Origin of the sequence: Alteromonas stellipolaris, from assembly GCF_001562115.1 — a bacterium.
Lineage (GTDB): Bacteria > Pseudomonadota > Gammaproteobacteria > Enterobacterales > Alteromonadaceae > Alteromonas > Alteromonas stellipolaris.
On sequence record NZ_CP013926.1, the window covers coordinates 3,948,738 to 3,969,231 of the forward strand.

The 20,494-nt window shown below is 42.6% G+C and carries 20 protein-coding genes and 1 pseudogene; 10 read left to right on the plus strand and 11 right to left on the minus strand.

The window, feature by feature from the left end; genetic code table 11:
* Positions 1-151: 151 nt before the first annotated feature.
* The 5 genes from AVL57_RS16705 to dusA all read right to left on the minus strand — a co-directional run bounded on the left by AVL57_RS16705 (position 152) and on the right by dusA (position 3,364).
* Positions 152-496 (minus strand): hypothetical protein, encoded by a 345-nt coding sequence (locus AVL57_RS16705; RefSeq protein ID WP_057789404.1) that lies wholly within the window; start codon positions 494-496, stop codon positions 152-154.
* Positions 496-696: a PspC domain-containing protein gene (locus AVL57_RS16710; RefSeq protein ID WP_013782645.1), complete on the minus strand. Its 201-nt coding sequence runs from the start codon at positions 694-696 to the stop codon at positions 496-498. Before AVL57_RS16710 ends, AVL57_RS16705 begins: the two co-directional genes overlap by 1 nt.
* A gap of 88 nt (positions 697-784) precedes the next feature.
* Positions 785-1,456: a phage shock protein PspA gene (gene pspA / locus AVL57_RS16715; protein ID WP_057789403.1), complete on the minus strand. Its 672-nt coding sequence runs from the start codon at positions 1,454-1,456 to the stop codon at positions 785-787.
* A 354-nt stretch (positions 1,457-1,810) separates the two neighbouring features.
* Positions 1,811-2,092 carry a hypothetical protein gene (locus AVL57_RS16720; RefSeq protein WP_057789401.1) on the minus strand — a complete coding sequence of 94 codons (282 nt, stop codon included), beginning with the start codon at positions 2,090-2,092 and terminating at the stop codon, positions 1,811-1,813.
* Positions 2,093-2,320: 228 nt separating this feature from the next.
* Entirely contained in the window at positions 2,321-3,364 is a 1,044-nt protein-coding gene (dusA, locus tag AVL57_RS16725; RefSeq protein WP_082604812.1) for a tRNA dihydrouridine(20/20a) synthase DusA, read from the minus strand.
* Positions 3,365-3,694: 330 nt separating this feature from the next.
* On the opposite strand from dusA, the gene AVL57_RS16730 reads away from it, so the two are divergent.
* Genes AVL57_RS16730 through AVL57_RS16745 form a run of 4 tightly spaced genes read left to right on the plus strand, consistent with a single transcriptional unit; the run spans position 3,695 to position 8,607 of the window.
* Positions 3,695-4,231 (plus strand): hypothetical protein, encoded by a 537-nt coding sequence (locus tag AVL57_RS16730; protein WP_057789400.1) that lies wholly within the window; start codon positions 3,695-3,697, stop codon positions 4,229-4,231.
* Positions 4,232-4,237: 6 nt separating this feature from the next.
* Positions 4,238-6,010: an OmpA family protein gene (locus AVL57_RS16735; RefSeq protein WP_057789399.1), complete on the plus strand. Its 1,773-nt coding sequence runs from the start codon at positions 4,238-4,240 to the stop codon at positions 6,008-6,010.
* The gene (locus AVL57_RS16740; protein ID WP_057789398.1) at positions 6,007-6,492 is read left to right on the plus strand and encodes a Rab family GTPase; all 486 of its coding nucleotides are present in this window, start codon (positions 6,007-6,009) and stop codon (positions 6,490-6,492) included. The genes AVL57_RS16735 and AVL57_RS16740 overlap by 4 nt, the downstream gene beginning before the upstream one ends.
* Before the next feature lie 9 nt (positions 6,493-6,501).
* Positions 6,502-8,607: a sensor domain-containing protein gene (locus tag AVL57_RS16745; protein WP_057789397.1), complete on the plus strand. Its 2,106-nt coding sequence runs from the start codon at positions 6,502-6,504 to the stop codon at positions 8,605-8,607.
* A 75-nt stretch (positions 8,608-8,682) separates the two neighbouring features.
* On the opposite strand, the gene fghA is transcribed toward AVL57_RS16745, so the two are convergent.
* A complete protein-coding gene (fghA, locus tag AVL57_RS16750; RefSeq protein WP_057789386.1) occupies positions 8,683-9,525 on the minus strand; it encodes an S-formylglutathione hydrolase in 843 nt (280 codons plus the stop codon).
* 124 nt (positions 9,526-9,649) lie between these two features.
* Here fghA and yihG (AVL57_RS16755) point away from each other — a divergent pair, with 124 nt between their 5' ends.
* From yihG (AVL57_RS16755) to AVL57_RS16765, 3 genes are read left to right on the plus strand one after another with little or no spacing between them, the layout of a single operon-like run.
* Positions 9,650-10,564, plus strand: coding sequence for a 1-acylglycerol-3-phosphate O-acyltransferase, YihG family (gene yihG / locus AVL57_RS16755; RefSeq protein WP_057789382.1), 915 nt, complete (start codon positions 9,650-9,652; stop codon positions 10,562-10,564).
* Complete coding sequence (gene yihG, locus AVL57_RS16760; protein ID WP_057789377.1) at positions 10,561-11,454, plus strand: 1-acylglycerol-3-phosphate O-acyltransferase, YihG family; 894 nt, start codon at positions 10,561-10,563, stop codon at positions 11,452-11,454. Before yihG (AVL57_RS16755) ends, yihG (AVL57_RS16760) begins: the two co-directional genes overlap by 4 nt.
* Before the next feature lie 2 nt (positions 11,455-11,456).
* Complete coding sequence (locus AVL57_RS16765) at positions 11,457-12,743, plus strand: mechanosensitive ion channel family protein (RefSeq protein WP_057789375.1); 1,287 nt, start codon at positions 11,457-11,459, stop codon at positions 12,741-12,743.
* An 81-nt stretch (positions 12,744-12,824) separates the two neighbouring features.
* On the opposite strand, the gene AVL57_RS16770 is transcribed toward AVL57_RS16765, so the two are convergent.
* The gene (locus AVL57_RS16770) at positions 12,825-13,016 is read right to left on the minus strand and encodes a hypothetical protein (RefSeq protein ID WP_013782633.1); all 192 of its coding nucleotides are present in this window, start codon (positions 13,014-13,016) and stop codon (positions 12,825-12,827) included.
* Between the two features lie 345 nt (positions 13,017-13,361).
* Between AVL57_RS16770 and AVL57_RS16775 the strand changes: the two genes are divergently transcribed.
* Together AVL57_RS16775 and AVL57_RS16780 are read left to right on the plus strand one after the other, a co-directional pair.
* Positions 13,362-14,162, plus strand: coding sequence for a DUF2884 family protein (locus AVL57_RS16775; RefSeq protein ID WP_057789373.1), 801 nt, complete (start codon positions 13,362-13,364; stop codon positions 14,160-14,162).
* A 249-nt stretch (positions 14,163-14,411) separates the two neighbouring features.
* On the plus strand, positions 14,412-15,272 hold the full coding sequence (locus AVL57_RS16780; RefSeq protein ID WP_057789371.1) for an NAD-dependent epimerase/dehydratase family protein: 861 nt from the start codon (positions 14,412-14,414) through the stop codon (positions 15,270-15,272).
* Between the two features lie 133 nt (positions 15,273-15,405).
* Here the strand turns inward: AVL57_RS16780 and AVL57_RS16785 are convergent, their stop codons facing one another.
* The 3 genes and pseudogenes from AVL57_RS16785 to AVL57_RS16795 all read right to left on the minus strand — a co-directional run.
* A complete protein-coding gene (locus AVL57_RS16785; RefSeq protein ID WP_057789369.1) occupies positions 15,406-16,827 on the minus strand; it encodes a sodium-dependent transporter in 1,422 nt (473 codons plus the stop codon).
* A 207-nt stretch (positions 16,828-17,034) separates the two neighbouring features.
* Positions 17,035-17,844: an SDR family NAD(P)-dependent oxidoreductase gene (locus AVL57_RS16790; RefSeq protein ID WP_057789367.1), complete on the minus strand. Its 810-nt coding sequence runs from the start codon at positions 17,842-17,844 to the stop codon at positions 17,035-17,037.
* Positions 17,845-17,938: 94 nt separating this feature from the next.
* Positions 17,939-18,331 (minus strand): annotated as a pseudogene (locus AVL57_RS16795) (thiol-disulfide oxidoreductase DCC family protein); the annotation flags it as partial.
* A gap of 183 nt (positions 18,332-18,514) precedes the next feature.
* Between AVL57_RS16795 and msrA the strand changes: the two are divergent.
* Positions 18,515-19,060, plus strand: coding sequence for a peptide-methionine (S)-S-oxide reductase MsrA (gene msrA, locus AVL57_RS16800; RefSeq protein ID WP_057789365.1), 546 nt, complete (start codon positions 18,515-18,517; stop codon positions 19,058-19,060).
* Positions 19,061-19,248: 188 nt separating this feature from the next.
* On the opposite strand, the gene AVL57_RS16805 is transcribed toward msrA, so the two are convergent.
* The gene (locus tag AVL57_RS16805) at positions 19,249-20,394 is read right to left on the minus strand and encodes a YjiK family protein (RefSeq protein ID WP_057795892.1); all 1,146 of its coding nucleotides are present in this window, start codon (positions 20,392-20,394) and stop codon (positions 19,249-19,251) included.
* Positions 20,395-20,494 lie beyond the last annotated feature (100 nt).

Here is a 20,494-nt window from a genome sequence, read left to right on the forward strand (position 1 = left end):
GCCAACCTTCCTTTCAAATGACACAAAGCCGGACTTAACCGGCAATGTATAACTAATTATAAATACGCGAGAATTACTAAACCTTTATGACGGTTGCAGTTATATCACCATTTATCGGCCTAATAACACAACTTAAATAAACTTATAATCATCATACAGGACGATTTAGGTGTTGATCACGCTTGGATTTGTCCTTAAATGCATAGATAAGTATAGCAAGAACAACGATTGGCCAAAACGCGCCAATGCCTGCAGCTAGTAACGCCAAAAATACCGCGCCGACAGCCAGCAATAGTGTGCCAAGAACACTCACTGCTACTACAAAACCCACTACCGCTAACAGAATACCTATGACAGATAGCGCAGCAAGGTTTTCCCAAGGACTAAGTAATTCGTCTGACATCACGATATGCATGCCAAACCAGTCGTCGATGACACTGCCTAAACAATTAACCAGGATCACAGCTAACACAATCGCGATAAGAAAGTTTTTCATTACACTGCCCTTGGTAATAGCATGACTGCTGCAAAATAAGAGACCACTGCGATAGCTGGCATAAAGATAAGGGCCGTTGCTGCGCCAACTCGAACCCAAATTGGATCTACCTCTAAGTGCCGTGCAACGCCTGCGCAAACACCTGAAATAACCGCGCTGTCTAAATCTCTATAAATACGTTTTTGTGATGGCATTTTCATTTTCATTTCCTCAAATTCATTTCAGATTGCTTAGGGTTGTACGGTAAGAGCGCGCAGGTAATGACCTACCCCACGCTCTACGCGATATTTACGCTACCTTTTTTTTCTTAAGCGCAGCGAGTTCATTCTCTATCGTTTCATCTGCTTCAAGGGCATCGAACTCAGCGGCTAAAGAGGTAGCACTGCCGCTATCCTTTGTTAGGTCGTAGGCATCAACCTGCGCTTCTAGTGTGTCAATGCGCTGCTCGTAATGCTCAAAACGCACCATGGCATCATCGATTTTGTTGCTGTTATCCACGCTTTTTACTTTTAGGCGCGTTTCTAACGTTTGTTTGCGGCTAACAAGCGACTTTTGCTTTTGCTTCGCTTCATTTAGCTTGCTATTTAAACGCCCAGTATCAACTTGAATCTTTTCGATAATTTCAGCCAGCTGTACCTGCTGCTGTTCTAACTGGCTTAGCTTGGCAACATACTTCTGCTTTTCAACCAACGCGGCCTTAGCCAAACCTTCTTTGTCGTTATTCATGGCAAGCTGCGCTTTATCCTGCCAACCGTTGATATCCTTTTCTGCTGACGCCATATGGCGAGCTAAGGTTTTCTGGTCGGCGAGGTAACGTGCTGCATCAGTGCGCACCTCAACCAAGGTCTCTTCCATTTCTTGAATAATGAGGCGAATGATTTTTTCTGGATCTTCAGCCTTATCTAGCATGGCGTTTAAGTTTGATTGCACGATGTCATTTATTCTTGAAAACATACCCATTGTTATTGCTCCGTTTCAGTGTGATTAATAACGTAGACTAAGGCAGTGGCCATGCTACGGTTGGCGATTAACTGTGCTGACGCCAATCTTGTCGCTTACATCTCTTTGCTTATTAAATACATTACAATTGGCGTGCCAAATCAGTAAAACACTGTTTTTATTAATTAAAACTCAAAAATGAAAATGACTGGTGCTTCGTCACTTTCCTATAAACCAACTATTTAGTAAATTTAACCACTCACTGTTCGTCAATTTAACCAGTAACAAAATCAGCGCTACGTTTCAAAAAATTAAGGCAAAAAAAAACGACCTTATCAGGTCGCTTTTCATAAATAGGGTAGAGCCGCTGATGGCTTACTCAGCACGTGGAGATACTTCTTCAGTATCCGCAGATGATGTTGCTGCTATATCGGTAACTTGTACTTTACCCATTGTAGCTTCACCTTCTAACTCAAAGTGATATGCCGTATTCGCCACAGTCTGGTACACATTTGCTTTTACTTCGTTGGTAGTGATACTCACGGCGTGCTCAACCATATTCGTCAATATTGACTGAAGGATTGATTCTTGCGCATTTGCGCCAGCGCTAAATAAAGTGATAGAAACGATTGATGCTGCTAAAAGTGAAGTTTTCATAATTTCCCTTGATGGTAATCACTGCAACAGCCCTTCGCTATTGCTTTGATTAATAGATAGCCAAACTCGTGCCACCTAGGAAAATTACATTTAAACAATTGAAATTAAAGAAAATAGCAGAAAATATTGCGCTCACAACATTTCGAGTAAATTTCGTACAACGCCAAGGTTTAGTCAAATTCATTAAGTGGTTTAGTGTATTTGACCACTTGGCGCCTTATTATTGATTTAAGAAATATTATTCGCCGCTTTTTGCGCGTTGTAGTCATTGATTTCTTGCTGTGCTGACTCCACTGCGTGCAGTGCATTCATTAACAAATCCGGATCTGGCGATTTTCCTGTACCATTTTGACTTAAATAGCGACGCCAAATTCGGCCGCCAGCTTGTCCTTGATACAAGCCAAGCATATGTCTAGCAACGTGCCAAGGCTTGAAATAAGGGTCATCTTGGCGCGCAATACACGCTTCTATGTATTGCTGCATTTTAAGTACTACATCACGGCGACTAATAGGTTGAACTGATTCGTCACCAAAAATCTCAGCATCTACATTGGCCAGAATATAAGGGTTGGCATACACTTCCCTGCCCATCATTACACCATCAACATATTTCAACTGCTCTTGAGTATCGGCCAGTGTTTTAACACCGCCATTAATACTAATAGAAAGTCGGGGGTGAGCCTCTTTTAGCATATGGACTCTAGGGTAATTCAGCGGCGGAATATCTCTGTTCTCTTTTGGGCTCAACCCTTGCAGCCAAGCTTTGCGCGCGTGAACAATAAAAGTATCGCAACCAGCGTCGGCAACAATATCTACAAACCGCGCGAAGTCTTCATATTCATCCATATCGTCAATACCAATTCGGCATTTCACCGTAACCGGAATGTCCACTACCGCTTGCATAGCCCTAACGTTATCAGCCACAATTTCTGGCTGCGCCATCAAGCAAGCACCAAAACTGCCATTTTTCACCCTATCAGATGGGCAACCCACGTTAATATTCACTTCATCGTAGCCGCGTTCTTGAGCAAGTACCGCACATTTCGCCATGTGGTCTGGGTTACTGCCACCTAGTTGCAAGGCTACAGGATGCTCTTCTTGATTAAACCCAAGGTAGTCGCCTTTCCCATAAATAATCGCACCTGTGGTGACCATTTCGGTATAAAGCAAAGAATGCTTAGAGAGCAGCCGAAGAAAATAACGGCAATGACGATCGGTCCAATCCAGCATTGGAGCGATGGAGAATTTGCGATTTAGCGGAGCGATAGACAAAAAAGTCACCTCAAAATTAAATAGATAAGTAGCGTTTCCTTGTTTTAAAGACTAATACTTAAGTCTATAAACACTTCGCTGAATGGCCTTATTTTACTACTGTAAGTGTAAAGGTTAAAGCTGTTCGCTCATATTAGCGACGCGCTTTGGTGTGAAAGTAAAAAACACATTTAGAACTAATGTGTTATTTCCAATCTCGCCTTTACGCGCTATGGTAGAAAAAAGAATAATAAACATCCTATTTTTCAATTTAATGGGTTTATCTGATACGCCCATTTCAGAGGTTTGATGTGAACGCAGTTATGTTTATGCCTAAGGGAGATTTTTTGCATGGCAAATAAACCGTCTAAAAACGTGGAAGCCAAACCCGATGTTACACAAGCGGGTGACGAGCTCACTCAGTTAAGAGAAATACTTTTTGGTCAAACTAATCGAGCATTCAAGGCAGATTTAGCCAGCTTGGAATCTCGCATAAATGACAACTTCGCCACATTAAATAATCAGTTAGAAGTTCAGTTCAACGACATTAGAAAACTCATCGATAACCAGGTTCAAGATTTATCACATCGACTTGAAGGGGCGAATAGCTCAAACAGCAATGTTCAAAATCAGCTTCAAGCCACGACAGATAAATTGCAATCAGAACTTGAAATAGCCGAAACCTCTGCCAAAAACGATAACGATGCCTTAGAAGCACACGTGGTTAAAGAACTAGATTCTTTGGAAAGTGTATTTAGTAAACGTCATCAAGAACTACTTGAGCGTCTGCAGCAGGTGACAAGTGAACTATCAGAAACAAAAACTGATAGAAAAACGCTGGCTAACCTGCTTTCCACTATGGCTTCGAACTTAGCAACTGACCAGTAGCCATAAATGGAAGACAAAGGGCTTTCTCCTGAGTCAAAAGATAATTCTCTGCATCAAATCAGAGCGTTAATACTTGGCCGAGACGACAAATATGTTCAAGAAATATTAAAACGCGATGCCAAAGAAGTGGTAGGCGGTATTATTTCTGAAGCATTGCATGACAGAGAAAACAAAGATGGCTCGGTTAATAAAGTGCTGGTGCCCTTGGTCGAGAAGTCGCTGCATCGCTCTATTGAAGCAAATAGCGATAAAATCGTAGGTACACTCTACCCTCTTGTTGGCACCTTGGTTCGTAAAGCAGTATCGTCATTTTTAGTCGATTTCGTTGAAAGAACCAACGCACTTATCGAAAACAGTCTTAGCCCTAAAAGCGTATCGTGGCGTTTTAAAGCGTGGCAATCTGGTATTAGGTATTCTGATTACGTTGCTTCTCAAGTCTATCAATACCAAGTTCAACAGCTTTTTGTCATTCACCGAGAAACCGGTACGCTGCTACATACTATTTCTTCTGATCCTGAACGCAGCAAAGATGCCGATCTTATTTCTTCAATGCTGGTTGCCATTAATGATTTTGTTGCTGATGCATTTCAGTCGCAAGAGAATGAGGCCGAAAACGAATTAGGTGAAATTAAAACCGGTGATTTCACTCTGCTTATAAAAATAGGTCCGCAGGCCATCTTGGTTGCCGCGGTTGTTGGCAGTGTTCCTCCGGAAATTAGAAGCCGACTACAACAAGCACTAGAAGAATTCCATCAGTTTTATCAGGTTCCATTACAAGAGTATCAGGGCGACAGCGCGCCTTTTGCGGGTTGCGAAACCTTGTTGAACGACTGTTTAATTAGCGCGAAGAAAGATGAAGCAAAGGGTAAGAAAAAAAGGCTGTTCGGTGGTGTTGTTATCGCCATCGTACTACTGCTTTTAGCTTATCTTGCATTTTTACGAATAGATTTATCGATATTACAAAGCACGATAAGGGATTTACCTCCTCCAGCTGGTATTGTGCTTACTGACACCGCCGTAAAAGATGGTAAGGTGCAAGTGCGCTTGCTGCGCGATCCTCATATGCAATCATCTATTACATGGTTAGAAAACCAAGACATTAACACCAACAAAGTGATTATTCTCGAAGAACCCTTTGTGTCGCTACAAAAAAATGTCGTTATCGATAAAGTTTTATCCTTAGTAGCAACAACGAACAACGAACTGACAGCCATTTATGATGAAAATGATGCATTGTTTCTGAGCGGCGAGATGACGATTGATGCATTACGCGCATTCACAAGGGAACTTCGTGCAATACCCGGTATTTCTCAGTTGAAACCTGACCTGTCTGGTATTGATATTGTCGATGGGGGGCGTGCTAATACAGAAGAACTTAACACTGTGGTTATAAACGACCTTGTCGCGAGAATTTCTTCAACACATTTAGCGTTTGCAATTGCACAAGAGAACCTAGATTCTGAGCAATTGGAAGTACTAGAACGATTGGGCCAAGAGTTGCAGCAGTTGCAGGTGCTTGCGAAGCAGCTTAATCTGTCAGTTGCAGTCTTTATTTTGGGCGCAAGTGATAATTCAGGTAGTTCTACACGCAATCTTGCCTTAAGCAAATTAAGAGCTAACAACGTGAAAGAAGCGCTGATACCCATGAAGGTTGACCCTAGCATTCTTTTTCCAATAGGGCTTGGCCAGTTATCTTTAAGTGAGGGTTCAATGGGACGAACTGTATTTATAAATGTTTTGCTATCTGACTCGAAAACATCAGAGGTAAATACACAGTGATTCAAAAAAAGGTGTGCATCTTAGGCCCTACCGGTGTTGGGAAGACGAGCCTGGTTAAACAGTTTGTCGAAAGTATTTTCTCTGAAAAATATAAAACGACAATCGGTGTGAAAATCGATAAAAAACAAGTTAACAAAGATGGTCGAGGCGTGCAGTTGCTGCTTTGGGATCTTGAAGGTATCGACAGATACTGCGGATTCAATCCACGGTATTTACGTGGCGCAAGTGCCTATATCATTGTGGTCGATCAAACCCGCTCTCAGTCGTTATTAGAAGGTATCGAAATTCTTGAAATGGCGAGGGAACATTACCCTGATATTCCGGCTTTTTTCGTGGTCAATAAAACCGACCTTCCTTCAAGCTGGCACTGGAGTGAAGAAGAACTTGATTCCTATGCAAAAAAGTTTGAATCACTAACAAAAACCAGTGCAAAGACCGGCGAGAATGTCGAAAACCTCTTTAGTACAATTGCGTTTTGGTAGGAGCTACGTATGGATATACACCTTCTTAATGCGCTAGGAATAACAGACTGCGCTATCTTTAAAAGCACAACGAGCCTTCAATGCCTCACGCCTGATGTTTCGTGGCTTCATAAGATTGCCATCCTAGATGATGATAACAAGGTTAATCCAGACAATTTCTCCTCCATGTTTCTAGACGACTTTATGACAGATGCCAATGACATATGGCAGAATGACAACGTCTTTACCCTATCTTCAGGCTTCTGGACTGAAGAAAACGAGAATGAGGCGCTTCACTTAGAAGCCCTTGCGATTAATAGTGGTAAAGGTCAGCACTTCTTAGTTATAAAGAATGTAGAAACACAATACGAAGAAAAACAAAAAACCCTACAAGCTGCCAGAGAGCTACTTTTAAGTCATCACGAAATTGTTGGTCAGCACGAATACATCCGCCAGCGTCTAGATAAAACACTGCTTAAAAACAAAAATTACGAAAAGCTGGTTCCTCCCATAAAACAAGCTATCCACCACTTAGAAACTGGGGTGGTTATTTTAGATAAAGACCGTGAAACGGTATTAGATAATAAGTCCGCTAGGCAACTCCTTTCTTGCAGCCGTTCCAATGACAGTGCCAATAGGCTTGAACACTTACTCCAAGATGTGAGTGTGCCAGACACTTTCCTCCCAACGCTCATCGAAAAGCGTTCAGCATGGCAAGGTGAGCTCTATTGGCAGCCCACGCAAAATTATGAGGTATGGTTACAGGTAACCATTCACCCTGTTATTCACGATAATGAACTTACCCATTGGGTGTATCTTCTTACCGATATCAGTCACATTCGAAATAAAGAAGAAAGCGTACTATCTGCTACGGGCATGGACTCTTTGACTAAAATTGCCAACCGTAATTTTTTCAATAGCTATGTTCAGAAGTTGGTTCAAGAAGACGTTAAATTTGCTCTGTTTGTTATAGATATACGAGAGTTTAAGAAGATTAACGAAAAACTTGGTTACCATTCAGGTGATGAAATACTCAAGTCTTTTGCATCAAGATTACAAGGTTTTGTTGGCAATAGTGGGTTTATCGCCAGAATGGGGAGCAACGAATTTTCCATTGTAAAGCGCACCGATACCTTCAGTGGTGTTAACCCATTGGACTATGCGCAGGATATGAAGAAGAAGCTGGTAAATACCTATACTTCACTTCATGGCGCTGAATCGAACCTTGGGATCAATATTGGCATCGCGAGTTATCCCCAACACGGAGATCAAGGGAATATATTATTGCGTCATGCGGATATCGCCCTCCAGATTGCGAAGTTTCAAGGTAAAAACGTTATTCTTGAATACAGTGAAATGCTGCAACGCCAGCATCAGAGTATGTCTGAGCTGGAAAGCAAACTTCGCACCGCCATTGAAAACAATCAATTAGCGCTTTTCTTACAGCCTATCGTTGATTTACAAACCGGTAAAATTGTTAAGTGCGAAGCATTAGCGCGCTGGAAACAAGAAGACGGAAGCTACATTCCACCGGATGTTTTTATTCCGATTGCTGAACGTACTGAGTTGATATTTCCATTTGGTGAATGGTTAGTAGAAGAGGCGTGTAATGCTATTGATAAGCTTACAGAAGCTAATTTAGACATTCGCTTAGCGATTAATATCTCTGGCCGACAAGTTACCGATCTTGTGCTGCTTCACCAAATACAATCATCCCTAAAGCGAAGAGCCATCGACCCTAGGCATTTATCGATAGAGCTCACCGAAAGTGTGTTTATTGATAGTTTAGATACTGTGTCTGTGTTGCTGAACGAACTTAGAGCTATGGGTATTACCATATCAATTGATGATTTTGGAACGGGTTTCAGCTCTTTGGTTTACCTTAAAAAGCTTCCTATTGATGAACTAAAGATAGACCGTTCTTTTGTGAGCGATTTAGAAGCGAATACCGACGATCAAGCTATTATCCAAGCTATTTTAGGCTTGGCCAAAAATTTAAATATTAGCATTATTGCCGAGGGTGTTGAGACGCAAGATCAGCAGAGGTTTTTGGTAGATAATGCCTGTAGTTATGCCCAAGGTTACTACTTTGACAAACCAATGTCGATTGGGGACTTTGTAGAAAAGCTGCGCTAGAAAACCGCATCAGAAAGCTGCGATATAACGCTTGGTCACGCAGCTAACTAACGCACTTATACGGGATGCTGGCACTTAAATTAGGCCTAGATGTCCAGCGTGAAATTCTAAATGATCTTCAATAAACGACGCTATAAAGAAGTAACTATGATCGTAGCCTTCATGCATGTTTAGCGTTAATTGCGTATCTGATTGCTGAGCCGCTTGCACGAGAGCCAGTGGCTTTAATTGCTCAGACAGAAATTCATCACTATTGCCCTGCTCAACCAGCAATGGAATGGCGTGGTTCTTACTTGCAATAATCTTTGCTGCATCGTATTCACGCCATGCTGATTTATCATCACCTAAATACTGACCCAGCGCTTTTTGGCCCCATGGGCAATCAGAAGGGTTCGCCACTGGGCTGAACGCAGAAACAGATACATAGCGATTCGGATTACGTAAACCAGCAACAAGCGCACCATGGCCGCCCATTGAATGGCCGCTAATGGCACGCTCTTTTGTTACGGGGAAGTGTTGCTCTACAACGCTAGGCAGCTCTTCTGTGACATAGCTATACATCTGATAGTGCTCTTTCCACGGTGCTTGTGTTGCATCAACATAAAAACCAGCACCTAGCCCAAAATCATAAGCGCCGTTTTCGTCATCAGGAACACCTTCACCCCGAGGGCTAGTGTCTGGTGCAACAATGGCCATGCCGAGCTCTGCAGCTAATTTCATCGCCCCTGCTTTTTGCATGAAATTTTGGTCATTACAGGTAAGCCCTGATAACCAATATAAAACTGGTACAGGTTTCTCAGCGGAGGCAAACGGTGGTAGATAAATTGCAAATGTCATACTGCAATTGGTGCTCTTTGCATCGTGACGGTAGCGCAAATGCCTACCGCCAAACGCACGATTTTCACTAATAAGCTCCATAATGACTCCTGTACAATAATAAATTCGGAAAAATAACCACTTTGCTGTAGCAAACAGTAAAGGGTCTATCGGATTTTAAATCAAGTTCGTTTACACTAAGTGCCTAATTTTTGAGGTAAGTACGATGATAAGAAGCCTAATGCATCATCTGGTTGGCACCATTTCAGTAATTTTTTATTTTTTAAATACAGTTTTATGGGCAACGCCCATCATTATTTTATCTTTTTTCAAACTTATTCCGCTTGCGCCATGGAGACGATTTATATCGTACATTTTGGACGCTTGCGCAACCGCATGGATTACGATTAACAATCTTAATCAACGAGTGAGTAGTAGAACGAAATGGGATGTTACAGGCCTTGACCAACTTACCCGCAATGACTGGTACTTAGTTATTGCTAATCATCAATCTTGGGTCGATATCTTGGTTTTACAACGCGTATTCAACCGAAAAATCCCGTTTTTAAAATTTTTCCTTAAAAAAGAGCTTATCTATGTACCTATTTTAGGACTAGCTTGGTGGGCCCTCGACTTTCCGTTCATGCGTCGATACTCAAAATCTTTCTTGGCCAAGAACCCGCATTTAAAAGGGAAAGATATGGAAACTACCCGCAAAGCATGCGAGAAGTTTCAAACCAAGCCGGTAAGTATCATGAACTTTGTGGAAGGAACCCGGTTTACCCAAGAAAAACATGATAGACAAAACTCACCGTTCAGCCACCTGCTGAAGCCTAAAGCGGGCGGCGTGGCCTTTGTACTTTCTGCCATGGGCTCACAGTTACACAAGCTAATTGATGTAACGATTGATTACCCTGGTGGCGTTCCCTCATTTTGGGATTTCGTCAGCGGCAAGGTACGTGACATTCGTGTGAGTATTAAAGTTACTCCCATTAAGGATATTACCGAAAATGGCTATTTTAATGATAATTACTTTGACGACCCGAAAGTTAGAAGCCAATTTCAGCGTTGGTTAAATAGCCGCTGGCAAGATAAAAACGACCAATTAGAATCGATTAACGCAACTCAGAAGCCACTATGATCCGTACCTTGTTTTCCCCTGTAATTTTCGTGATCCACACCGCGCTTCAAATAACTAACCTTGCGCTGTGGGGAGGGCTGATCATCTTGTTCGGCGTGGTTAAACTGATACTCCCATCGGGTAAAATTACCGAGGCGTGGAATAGTGTTATGCACGCTTGCTTGTTTAGTTTCGGCCGCGTTAGTGTAGTGCTTATTCGCCTCTTTAATAATGTCAATATTGAGTGTGCGGTTCATGGCGAATTGTCGAAAGATAGATGGTATTTAATTATCGCCAATCATCTTAGTTACCTTGATATTGTGTTACTAATTGAATTCGCCACTCATCGCATACCTGCCCCTAAATTTTTTCTTAAAAAGGAATTAATTTGGCTTCCTTTTGTAGGGTTAGGGGCTTGGGCGTTAGATATGCCGTTTATGCACAGATACACCAAGGCCTATTTAGATAAGTACCCTGAGAAAAAGGGTAAAGATCTAGAGACAACACGAGCATCTTGTGAAAAGTTTCGTACGGTGCCCACCACTGTTATTAACTTTGTTGAAGGCACGCGATTTACCACTCAAAAACATCATCAGAAGCGAAGCCCTTATGAAACCTTACTTCCGCCTAAAGCGGGAGGCGTGTCTTTCACATTGGCTGCTATGGGTGAGTTGTTCACTAATGTGCTCGATATTTCATTGTTGTACCCAGAGAATAAACGCCACCCAATGATGGCTATGCTAAGTGGCACCATGACCAAAATCATAATCGATGTTAATGTGATGCCAGTGCCTGCACTTCAGCAACACTCCACATTGAGTGAATCTGAGTTTCGCACCACTTTTCAAGATTGGCTTAATGCCATGTGGAAAAATAAAGATAGCCGTATTAAACGTCTTTTGGAGTCGTAATTGTGGAAGTAAGTTCGACTGTACGCGATAACTTCATGCATTTAGTGAAGGATTTTTTTCCATCACTTACCATGCACGACCCGCTATATAATGCGCTAGCGTTGGGCACCATCTTAACGATAGCAATTGTTATTTATATCTTTGCAAGATTGATTGTTCGCCCTGAAATAGCAAGGTGGGTATCAAAAACCACCAACATTTGGGATAACGCATTGCAGGAACACGGCTTCTTCCGCCGTCTTATGCATTTATTCCCTGCCCTGTTTATATTCCTTGCTACACCAGTGCTTATTGAAGAAGCCTCTGTATTGTATGGCTTATTAATAAAAAGTGCTTTGTTGTACATGCTGTACAGTGGTCTGCTGGGTATTTATGCCATTTTGAGTACGGTGGAAGATGTTTACAACGCGTCAGCGTTATCTAAACGTGCGCCTATCACTGGTTTTATTCAAGTCACTAAGCTTGGCTTTGCCATTCTTACCATACTGTTCAGCATCTCGTTAATTGTTGATAAAAGCCCGCTTCTGCTGGTATCAGGGCTAACCGCCATTGCCGCTGTACTGCTATTAATTTTCCGCGATACCATATTAGGCTTTGTGGCAGGTATTCAAATTGCTGCTAACCGCATGTTTAATACCGGTGATTGGATCACCATGCAGAAATACGAAGTAGACGGTGAAATTAAAGAGATAGGTTTAACCAACGTAAAAGTACAGAACTGGGATAAAACCATTTCAACGCTGCCAACCTATAATTTGACTACCGAGGCAGTTAAAAACTGGCGTGGCATGCAAGAATCTGGTGGCCGCAGAATAAAGCGCTCTGTGTATATCGATGTTCATTCTATTAAATTGTGTGACAACGAAATGTTAGAACGCTTCTCTAAAATTCGTTATATCAGCGAGTATATCGAGAAGAAAACTAATGAACTGCGTGCTTACCACAGAGACTATTCTATTGATGAGTCTGATTTATTGAATAGTCGAAAGTTAACCAATATTGGCACCTTCAGAGCGTATTTAGAGTCTTATTTGCGTAAACACCCAAGTGTGAACCAAGAAATGACATTAATGGTGCGTCAACTGCCCCCTAATGAGATTGGACTGCCACTAGAGCTATATTGTTTTAGCATTGAAAAAGATTGGGTGAAATACGAAAAGGTTCAAGCGGATATATTTGACCATGTCATGGCCATGCTGTCTTTGTTTGACTTAGTTGCTTACCAACGTGACGGCCATTTGGGTTACTTATCCAATGCTATGGAAATAAGCCAGAGCGAACAAGACTAGCGCTTGCTAGTGTAGCAACGAAATTTAAACGCTAGACATAAAAAAACCGGCCTAAGCCGGTTTTTTTATGGAAATCATTACTTAAGCTAACGCATAACCCATTAGCAAGCAAACCACTAGCCCAGACACACCAAAGAAACCATACTCGATTTTTTCTTGCATGCCTTTAGCGCCAGTTTCAGCTGTCATGAAACCCATTACGATGCTGCTAAGCCCCAGAGTGAAGGCAATTAGCGCAACACCAAATACAATTGCGTTAATCCAATCAGTCATTCTCTAAACCCTTTAATTTTTCTGGCGTTATTATGCATGAAATCAATCTAGATGAACATGCCTCAAAAAGCATTAAATACGAGTAATGCGCTCTTTTTCTTACCTCTTTGATCTTAGTCAAAAATGCCAAATAGTTAAGCTAATTACTAATTTTTGGTAAATAGTGAATGCCACAGCTTACCTATAAAACTGTAAGGCATTGAAATATTGTAATTTATTAAAATGGCACTGAGGTTGCAATACTGAGATTAGAACTGGAGTTTTTATAACAGGTTATAAAAACCGCGTGAGTTCATCACGCTAGACAGTATTCCAGACAGCATCATGGTTTATAGGATTTCAAAAATGAAAATTAAACAATTTCTTCCACTCGCCTTAGTAACTACATCTTTACTTAGCGTGCCAGCGTTTGCGTTTGAGACTAGCTGCGACATCGAATTGGATGGCCACCTTAAATACCACCAAGGCCTCATTACAGTCGACATGCAAAATGGTTCTACCATGTCGATTGATGACACTTACCATTTAGTCATTAACGGTGACAGTGTTGCGCTGAACAACGAGCAACAACAATGGGTAAATACCTATTACGACCGTATCGATACTGCCATCCCCATGACCCTTAATATCGCAAGTGAAGGGTTAGAGATTGCGAGTGTTGCCGTTTCTGAAGTATTCGGTGAACTGCTTGGCGGCGATAATGAGCTTACTGAAGATTTCGATACCATGTTCACTTCGCTTAACGAAAAGTTAGCAACGTCTTTTTACGACGACAACGGCAATATCAAAGTGGATACAACTGAGTTTGACGAACCAGGCTTTTTCGACGAAAGCTGGGAAGACGAATTTGAAGCGCAATTCGAGTCGCTAGTTAGTGAATCAATTGGCCGCATTCTGATTGCTGTTGGTACGCAAATGCTATGGAATGGTGGCGACATGGAAGCGTTCGAGGCAAAAATGGAACGCTTTGGTGAATCTATTGAACACCGTGTTGAAACTCAAGCCGCAGCACTTGAAGAAAAAGGCGATGCCCTGTGTGAAGTGTTACAAGAAGCTAATTATGCAGAAAACAAAATGCAAGCCAGCATTCCTGGGTTAGGTGGCTTAGACTTAATCGATATGCGCAGTGGCGAAATGAAAATGTAACTGTGTTTTTGTTTGTGTAGTGACTTCCCCTCCACTGCATTCAAACTACGTTTAATAACCTTACAACGCTAGCTTTCCAGCTAGCGTTTTTGTTTTTTAACTTATGTCATTGTAATAGCTTTTCACCCTTATCAATTATGGGCTCTCGTTTTGCACCCCGCACTTCCCCCCTGAATCAATCCGTTTTGCACGTTACCGCGTATTTTTGATACTTTACTTTCACGCCCCATTTTCATCTAAGAAGACGTTATGAATAATAAGCTAGTTATATGCGGTTACGGTTGGCTTGGCCGCTACCTAGGCGAGGCCATGTCAGCTACCCATTCCATTATTGCCACCACGCGAAGCGAAGAAAAGGCGCAGCAAATACACAATAAGCACCTTAAAGGCTTAGTATTTAGTTTGGGGAACGACACCACCGCGCTGTGTGATGAACTTGTTGGTGCAACACTGGTGCTAAACATTCCACCTGGCCGTCGAAATACTCAGTTAGATGATTTTACAAATAGCATGCTTGCCCTTATTGATAGCGCAGTGGCGGCCAATGTAGCCCGAATTATCTTTATAAGCACCACCTCGGTATACGGCGACACTAGGAACGATGAGCTGAATGAACACGTCAGCACTCAACCTGAAACCGCGTCGGCGAAAGCCCATGTCGCGATAGAACAGCACCTATTAGATTTGAAAACGAATGCCAAGGTGGACGTTAAGATAGTTCGCCTTGCGGGGTTAACAGGACCAGATCGTCACCCAGTAAATTCGTTAAGTGGCAGAAGCTTGAATGCGGGCAATAAGAGAATTAACTTAGTGCATATTCGTGATGTGGTTGCCGCTTTAAAGACTCTTATTTTAGCCGCCAGTAGCAAGGCTGATAGTAGCAACAGTGAAACTAGCAAGACTGACAGCACAGACTTATATCACTTATGTAGCTTACAGCACCCGAAAAGAGGCGAATACTACACCCAAGCCGCAAACAAAAAAGGGATACCTGCACCCACGTTTAGTGAGTCAGACTTACCGCCTACGGGCAAAGTGATTGATGCAAAAGCAAGTTGGGATTTACTAGGAATAGTGCCTGACTATGCTAACCCTGATGACATGATTTAGTGAGATAGAATGTTGTGACATGATGACGTTACACGCATAGGGTTATAAATAAGGCGCTCACATTTGAGCGCCTTGTTATTGATATACGTTTTACATCAACTAGCCTAGTGCAACTACCAATCGAGAACAACGACTAGCCAAACAGGCTAACGCCGAAGTATTTAACCGCCACGGTATTGATGAAAATAACCAATAAGATGGCTGGGATAAAGGTCTTAAGCGATACATCAACATACTTTTCAAACCATCCGCCGCGATAGCCTGAACTTCCCTCTTCAAGGGATGCATTGAAATTTGCACTCTTCCAACGATAGATAACGAAGATACAAATCAAGAAGCCGTTTAATGGCAAAATGGTCTCGTAAAATACGTCAATAATAACGTCGAAAAGCGACTTATCGACACCCGCGTAGCTGGCAAACTGCGTAAGTGCTTCCACTTTGCCAAAAGACAAAGTACACAGTATCGCTAGCACAAGCATTACGCTGCCAAGTGATGCTAACGCCCACTTTCTGCTTACGCCCCTCTCATCCATTAAAGCCGCTACTGGCACTTCAAAGATAGACACTAAAGACGTAATGGCGGCAAAGAACACTAATAAGAAGAATAGGCTTGCCACGATAGACGCCCCAACATAGCCAATAGAGCTTTGCAGCGCTAAAAATATGTTAGGTAAATAAGTGAAAATCATGCTCACCGATGACTCACTCAGTTCATCAGGATTAATATCAGGATTGAATGAGAATATCGCCGGTAGAATCATCAAGCCGGCCGTGAAGGCCACCGCGGTGTCTGTTATGGCTACTAACTTTGCCGACGTAGGTACATCCGCTCTTTTGTCGATATAACTGCCGTAGGTAATCAATATCCCCATACCTAGCGATAGCGAGAAAAAGGCTTGTGCAAGCGCACCATTCACCACAGCTGCTGTGAGTTTTGAGAAGTCTGGAATGATATAAAACTTCACACCTGCCATGGCATTTTCGCGAGTAAGTACAAATACTACAAGACCAATTAGCATGACAAAAAGGGCTGGCATTAGCAGCTTAGCTGCTTTTTCAATTCCCTCTTTAACACCGCCTTGTAGAATGAGGTAAACCACACCGACAACCACGGCCATATAAGCAAAAATAGACGATGAATTGATAAATAGCCCAAAGGTATCTGGGTTAGCTAAGGTGTCTAAATTACCGCTGACAGTTTCAAAAAGATAACCGAAAATCCACACCGTGATCACCATGTAGAACACGGCAATCATAAATGGCGTAGCAATGGCTAACCAGCCAGCGATTTTCCACTTTCCAGAATTACCACTGATTGCACTGTATGCGCCTAATGGATCCTTTTTGGCATGACGCCCCACTGACATTTCCGCTAACATCACAGGTAAGCAAATAGCGAATACAAAAATGGCGTACATTAATAAGAATGCACCACCGCCATTTTTTGCTGCGCCCACAGGAAAACCCACTAGGTTACCAATACCTACTGCCGATCCTGCCGCTGCTAGAATAAAACCTATGCGCGATCCGAACTGTTCTCTGGCCCCGCTCATATCCCTTCCTCTTGTTGAGTTTATTTTTATGTTTTCTGGGATGGCGATAACTTATGATTATTTCATCGTGCTAATGGCGTCGACTACGTCGTATTGCTCGCCTTTTTTAAGCGAGTCAAAACACTGCACCATTCCCTGAAATGCATGGTAACAGCAGTGCAATAAAAAGTCTTGATATTGGGCTTACAGAAAGCGGCAATTGGCGTATCACCAAGTTACCACTTTACCGTCCCAGTCAATGAAGTAGCAGCTTTCGTTGTCGTTTAGATGGCGAGATTCACTCAGTTTTGACAAATGAGTAAGCAGTTGATTAGCCGTAAATTCAGGCGTAAACAGCTTTTTTGCTTTCACGTTTTTCTGAAACGGCGCTGATAAACCAGTATCTACAGTACCCGGGTGATAACACATTAAAAGTGGCTCTTTTAAACGCCGTGTGTACTCTACCGCTGCTGTTTTTACCAACATATTAAGCGCGGCTTTTGAAGCTCGATATCCATACCAGCCCCCTAGTTTATTATCAGAAATACTGCCCACCCGAGCACTGATACAAACGATAGATGGGTTTTCTCTCACCATCACAGTCACCAAGTACTTCATCCACAGAGCGGGCATCGTACTATTGACTGCAAAGTAAGTTGCTAGCGCTTCTTCACTAATATCTTCAAGCCGTTTTTCTGGGCGAAACCCCTGCGATTCGTTATGAAGTACACCGGTAGCGACGATTGCTAACTTCACTCGTGTACCTTGGGCTTGAAGGTCTTTAACAAACGCCGCTATACTGGCTTCATTGTGTTCAGGCAAACTAATTGCCGTTACATTACTTGGCCACGTAGGGTCTTTATAACCACTGCGGCTAAGCGCTATAACCTTTTTAGGGTACTCACCTTCACGGACGTCAGCGCTTGCCAATAAATAAACCAATGCCTTCCCTATTCCCCCCGACGCCCCAATGACAAGAGACACGGTATTAGCGCTTCGCTCAGCAGTATTTTGCTCAGCTTTGGGATTATCAGTCATTGTTGCCACCTGTGCCTTTTGTGCTTTCGATACTCGCAGTATTTTTTGCCCCAGCTGTGATTTTATTATGCACAGCATTCGCATCACTGGGTGATTCCTGTTGAATGTCGCCAGGTACGCAGCGGTCACAGGTACGTTTTTTACCGGTCAGTAAATACGAAATGGTATAGCGGTGTTTGGCGAATTTGAGGTAACACCAATCGGCAACAATTCGAATAACAGGCCAGCGCAAAGGGGCGTATAGCCACCCCACACCCACGGCTTTCCAAGCTTGGTGGGTTACATCTAGCCCGGTAATAAGTGTGCCATCGGGTAATAACCCGTGAATTCTGGCATTCAGCGCATGCCAATCTAACTCAGGGTATTGAGCAGCAAACTCTGGTGTTTGAATATCTACAAGGGTTAATGCGCCGTGTTTATCCCGTTTTCGTAAATGGCGCATTTCTGTTTTACACAAGGGGCAGTAGCCATCGTAAAAAATTATCAATGTAGTCACCTCTGACATGGCGGTAGCTTTCTAAGTTTTTGTACTTTCTATGTTTTGGGTTGTATATGGGTTGGGCTTTTTATTTATTATGCTTTTATACGCTAAAAAAATGCACTTGGATGACTTGAGTTTAACCTCGCTCACACCCACACTGATGTCATAAGTTTTTTCTGAGGTATCACAATGGCAAATTTAAAAGTAGCCACCCTAGCAGGCGGGTGTTTTTGGTGTATAGAGTCAGCATTTAATACTGTTGAAGGTGTTGAAAAGGCAGTATCTGGGTATGCAGGCGGCGAAGATGCCTCACCAACCTATGAATCGGTTTGTGGTGGCGGTACTGGTCACGCTGAAGTGGTTCAGGTGACTTATGATGCAGATAACATCAGTTATCGAGAAATATTAGAGATATTCTTTGCATTGCACGATCCTACTCAGTTGAACCGACAAGGCAATGATGTGGGTACCCAATACCGCAGTGCTATTTTCTATCATGACGACGCGCAAAAAGACGCTGCTGAAACTATTATTGCAGAGATCACGTCAGAAGAGATTTGGCCTAATCCGGTTGTCACCGAAGTTGTGCCAATTGATAACTACCATCAGGCTGAAGACTACCACCAAGATTACTTTAAAAATAATCCGCAGAACCAATACTGTTCAATGGTGGTTGCGCCTAAACTAGCGAAGTTTAAAAAGACATTTGCTTCACGTTTACGCACGCAAGCATAAGCTGTCACAATAGAATTAGCTTGGCTTGCTCGCCTTGAACAGCCAAACAAAAATGCGGTTACAGATTAAAACCTGTAACCGCATTTTTTATTTCTATTGATAGCCCCTGCATTGAAGCCCAGCGCTATTGCAACTCAGTGTTTTTGGAGTTCATGGCTACTGAAGCTAAGTATTACTGACGCTTATCGCTACTGAAACCATGCGTCATTTAAAGGTACCGAGAACAACAAAGGTGCCATGGCTTCGTAACGTGGTGTCTCTGCTTCACATTTGATGTTCTTCAAGTAGTTTACTTTCCAAGGATCGTTAATTAGCCACAAGGTATCTTCTACTACTGCCAGTCCTTCAATTGAGGCGTTATCCATTACATATTCGCCACACTCATTGTCCGCACTTACATTAAACTGCATAGAGATACGTTTTGTTTCAACCTTACCAGCAACATCAATAACCCAGACCTCGTTATCATTTCGGGCCGCGGCCAGTAAGAAGTTATTACCGCCCTCTGCACTATAAAGTGCTAAGCCATTAATAGGGTGGCTACCCGCATCAAAAATAGGAACAGATAAATCAGGTTCATCTACCACAGCGAAGTCCGCACTTTGCCAAAAGTCATCTGTAATGTTTAACGAGAAAATACGGGGCTGCCCCGCTTTGTCTTTCTCAAGACCTAAGTATAAGGTGCCATCTTTTGACATGGCCATGCCCTCAATACCGTCGTTGGGAAAGTTACCCACTTCAAATTCGGTAGGAAACTGCAAAGGACGAACATGGGTCATGGTGACGCTATCATTTTCATCCCGCTCTAATCGAACCAACAAGGTGGGATAATCGGTTGAGCCCGTGTTTTGATATTTCTTTTCGCAGCGGGTAGAGAGAGTCCCCGTGCGGGTGGCATCTTCGGTTACGGTATAAATCACATTCGAGTTACTTGGGTCGCTTGCTAGCGCTTCTAAATCTGGTGCATTGGTTAAATAGTCACTAAAACAACTTCGGCGCACTCTTGTGGCAAGTTTAAACGCATTACTTGAGGCAGTCAGTGTTGCCGTATCTTTATCAAGAAAATGCAGTTTTCTTTGCTGCTCGAACGCGGCACTACCATCTGCAATGGTGACTAACTGTCCATTAATTTCGATTAGCCCTGAGGTTTGAGGGTCTTGCATTACATCGCTAGTATCAGTGGATATCCAACGCCCAACAGAGGTTAAGACCGAGCTAGTTGTGGCACTAGGTGCGTCTTCGCTAAATGCGGCATCTTTGCTCTCGCTACAGCCTGCCATAACACTACTTAACGCTACGACAACACACGCGGCAACCGGCCAATTTTTCAACATGATATTCACTTCCTTTAACATTAAGACGCCCATTTATCACACGCCTAGCATAAGCCGTAAGCGCTAACTTATTATCAACATACCGCCTGGAGTTTTAGCC

Coding starts and splice junctions, on each gene's coding strand:
- AVL57_RS16770 (WP_013782633.1), bottom strand. CDS start 13,016: ATGACTGATTGGATTAACGCAATTGTATTTGGTGTTGCGCTAATTGCC.
- msrA (WP_057789365.1), top strand. CDS start 18,515: ATGGCAAATTTAAAAGTAGCCACCCTAGCAGGCGGGTGTTTTTGGTGT.
- AVL57_RS16775 (WP_057789373.1), top strand. CDS start 13,362: ATGAAAATTAAACAATTTCTTCCACTCGCCTTAGTAACTACATCTTTA.
- AVL57_RS16735 (WP_057789399.1), top strand. CDS start 4,238: ATGGAAGACAAAGGGCTTTCTCCTGAGTCAAAAGATAATTCTCTGCAT.
- AVL57_RS16780 (WP_057789371.1), top strand. CDS start 14,412: ATGAATAATAAGCTAGTTATATGCGGTTACGGTTGGCTTGGCCGCTAC.
- AVL57_RS16790 (WP_057789367.1), bottom strand. CDS start 17,844: ATGACTGATAATCCCAAAGCTGAGCAAAATACTGCTGAGCGAAGCGCT.
- AVL57_RS16745 (WP_057789397.1), top strand. CDS start 6,502: ATGGATATACACCTTCTTAATGCGCTAGGAATAACAGACTGCGCTATC.
- pspA (WP_057789403.1), bottom strand. CDS start 1,456: ATGGGTATGTTTTCAAGAATAAATGACATCGTGCAATCAAACTTAAAC.
- AVL57_RS16710 (WP_013782645.1), bottom strand. CDS start 696: ATGAAAATGCCATCACAAAAACGTATTTATAGAGATTTAGACAGCGCG.
- yihG (WP_057789382.1), top strand. CDS start 9,650: ATGATAAGAAGCCTAATGCATCATCTGGTTGGCACCATTTCAGTAATT.
- yihG (WP_057789377.1), top strand. CDS start 10,561: ATGATCCGTACCTTGTTTTCCCCTGTAATTTTCGTGATCCACACCGCG.
- AVL57_RS16805 (WP_057795892.1), bottom strand. CDS start 20,394: ATGTTGAAAAATTGGCCGGTTGCCGCGTGTGTTGTCGTAGCGTTAAGT.
- AVL57_RS16785 (WP_057789369.1), bottom strand. CDS start 16,827: ATGAGCGGGGCCAGAGAACAGTTCGGATCGCGCATAGGTTTTATTCTA.
- AVL57_RS16705 (WP_057789404.1), bottom strand. CDS start 496: ATGAAAAACTTTCTTATCGCGATTGTGTTAGCTGTGATCCTGGTTAAT.
- AVL57_RS16730 (WP_057789400.1), top strand. CDS start 3,695: ATGGCAAATAAACCGTCTAAAAACGTGGAAGCCAAACCCGATGTTACA.
- fghA (WP_057789386.1), bottom strand. CDS start 9,525: ATGGAGCTTATTAGTGAAAATCGTGCGTTTGGCGGTAGGCATTTGCGC.
- AVL57_RS16720 (WP_057789401.1), bottom strand. CDS start 2,092: ATGAAAACTTCACTTTTAGCAGCATCAATCGTTTCTATCACTTTATTT.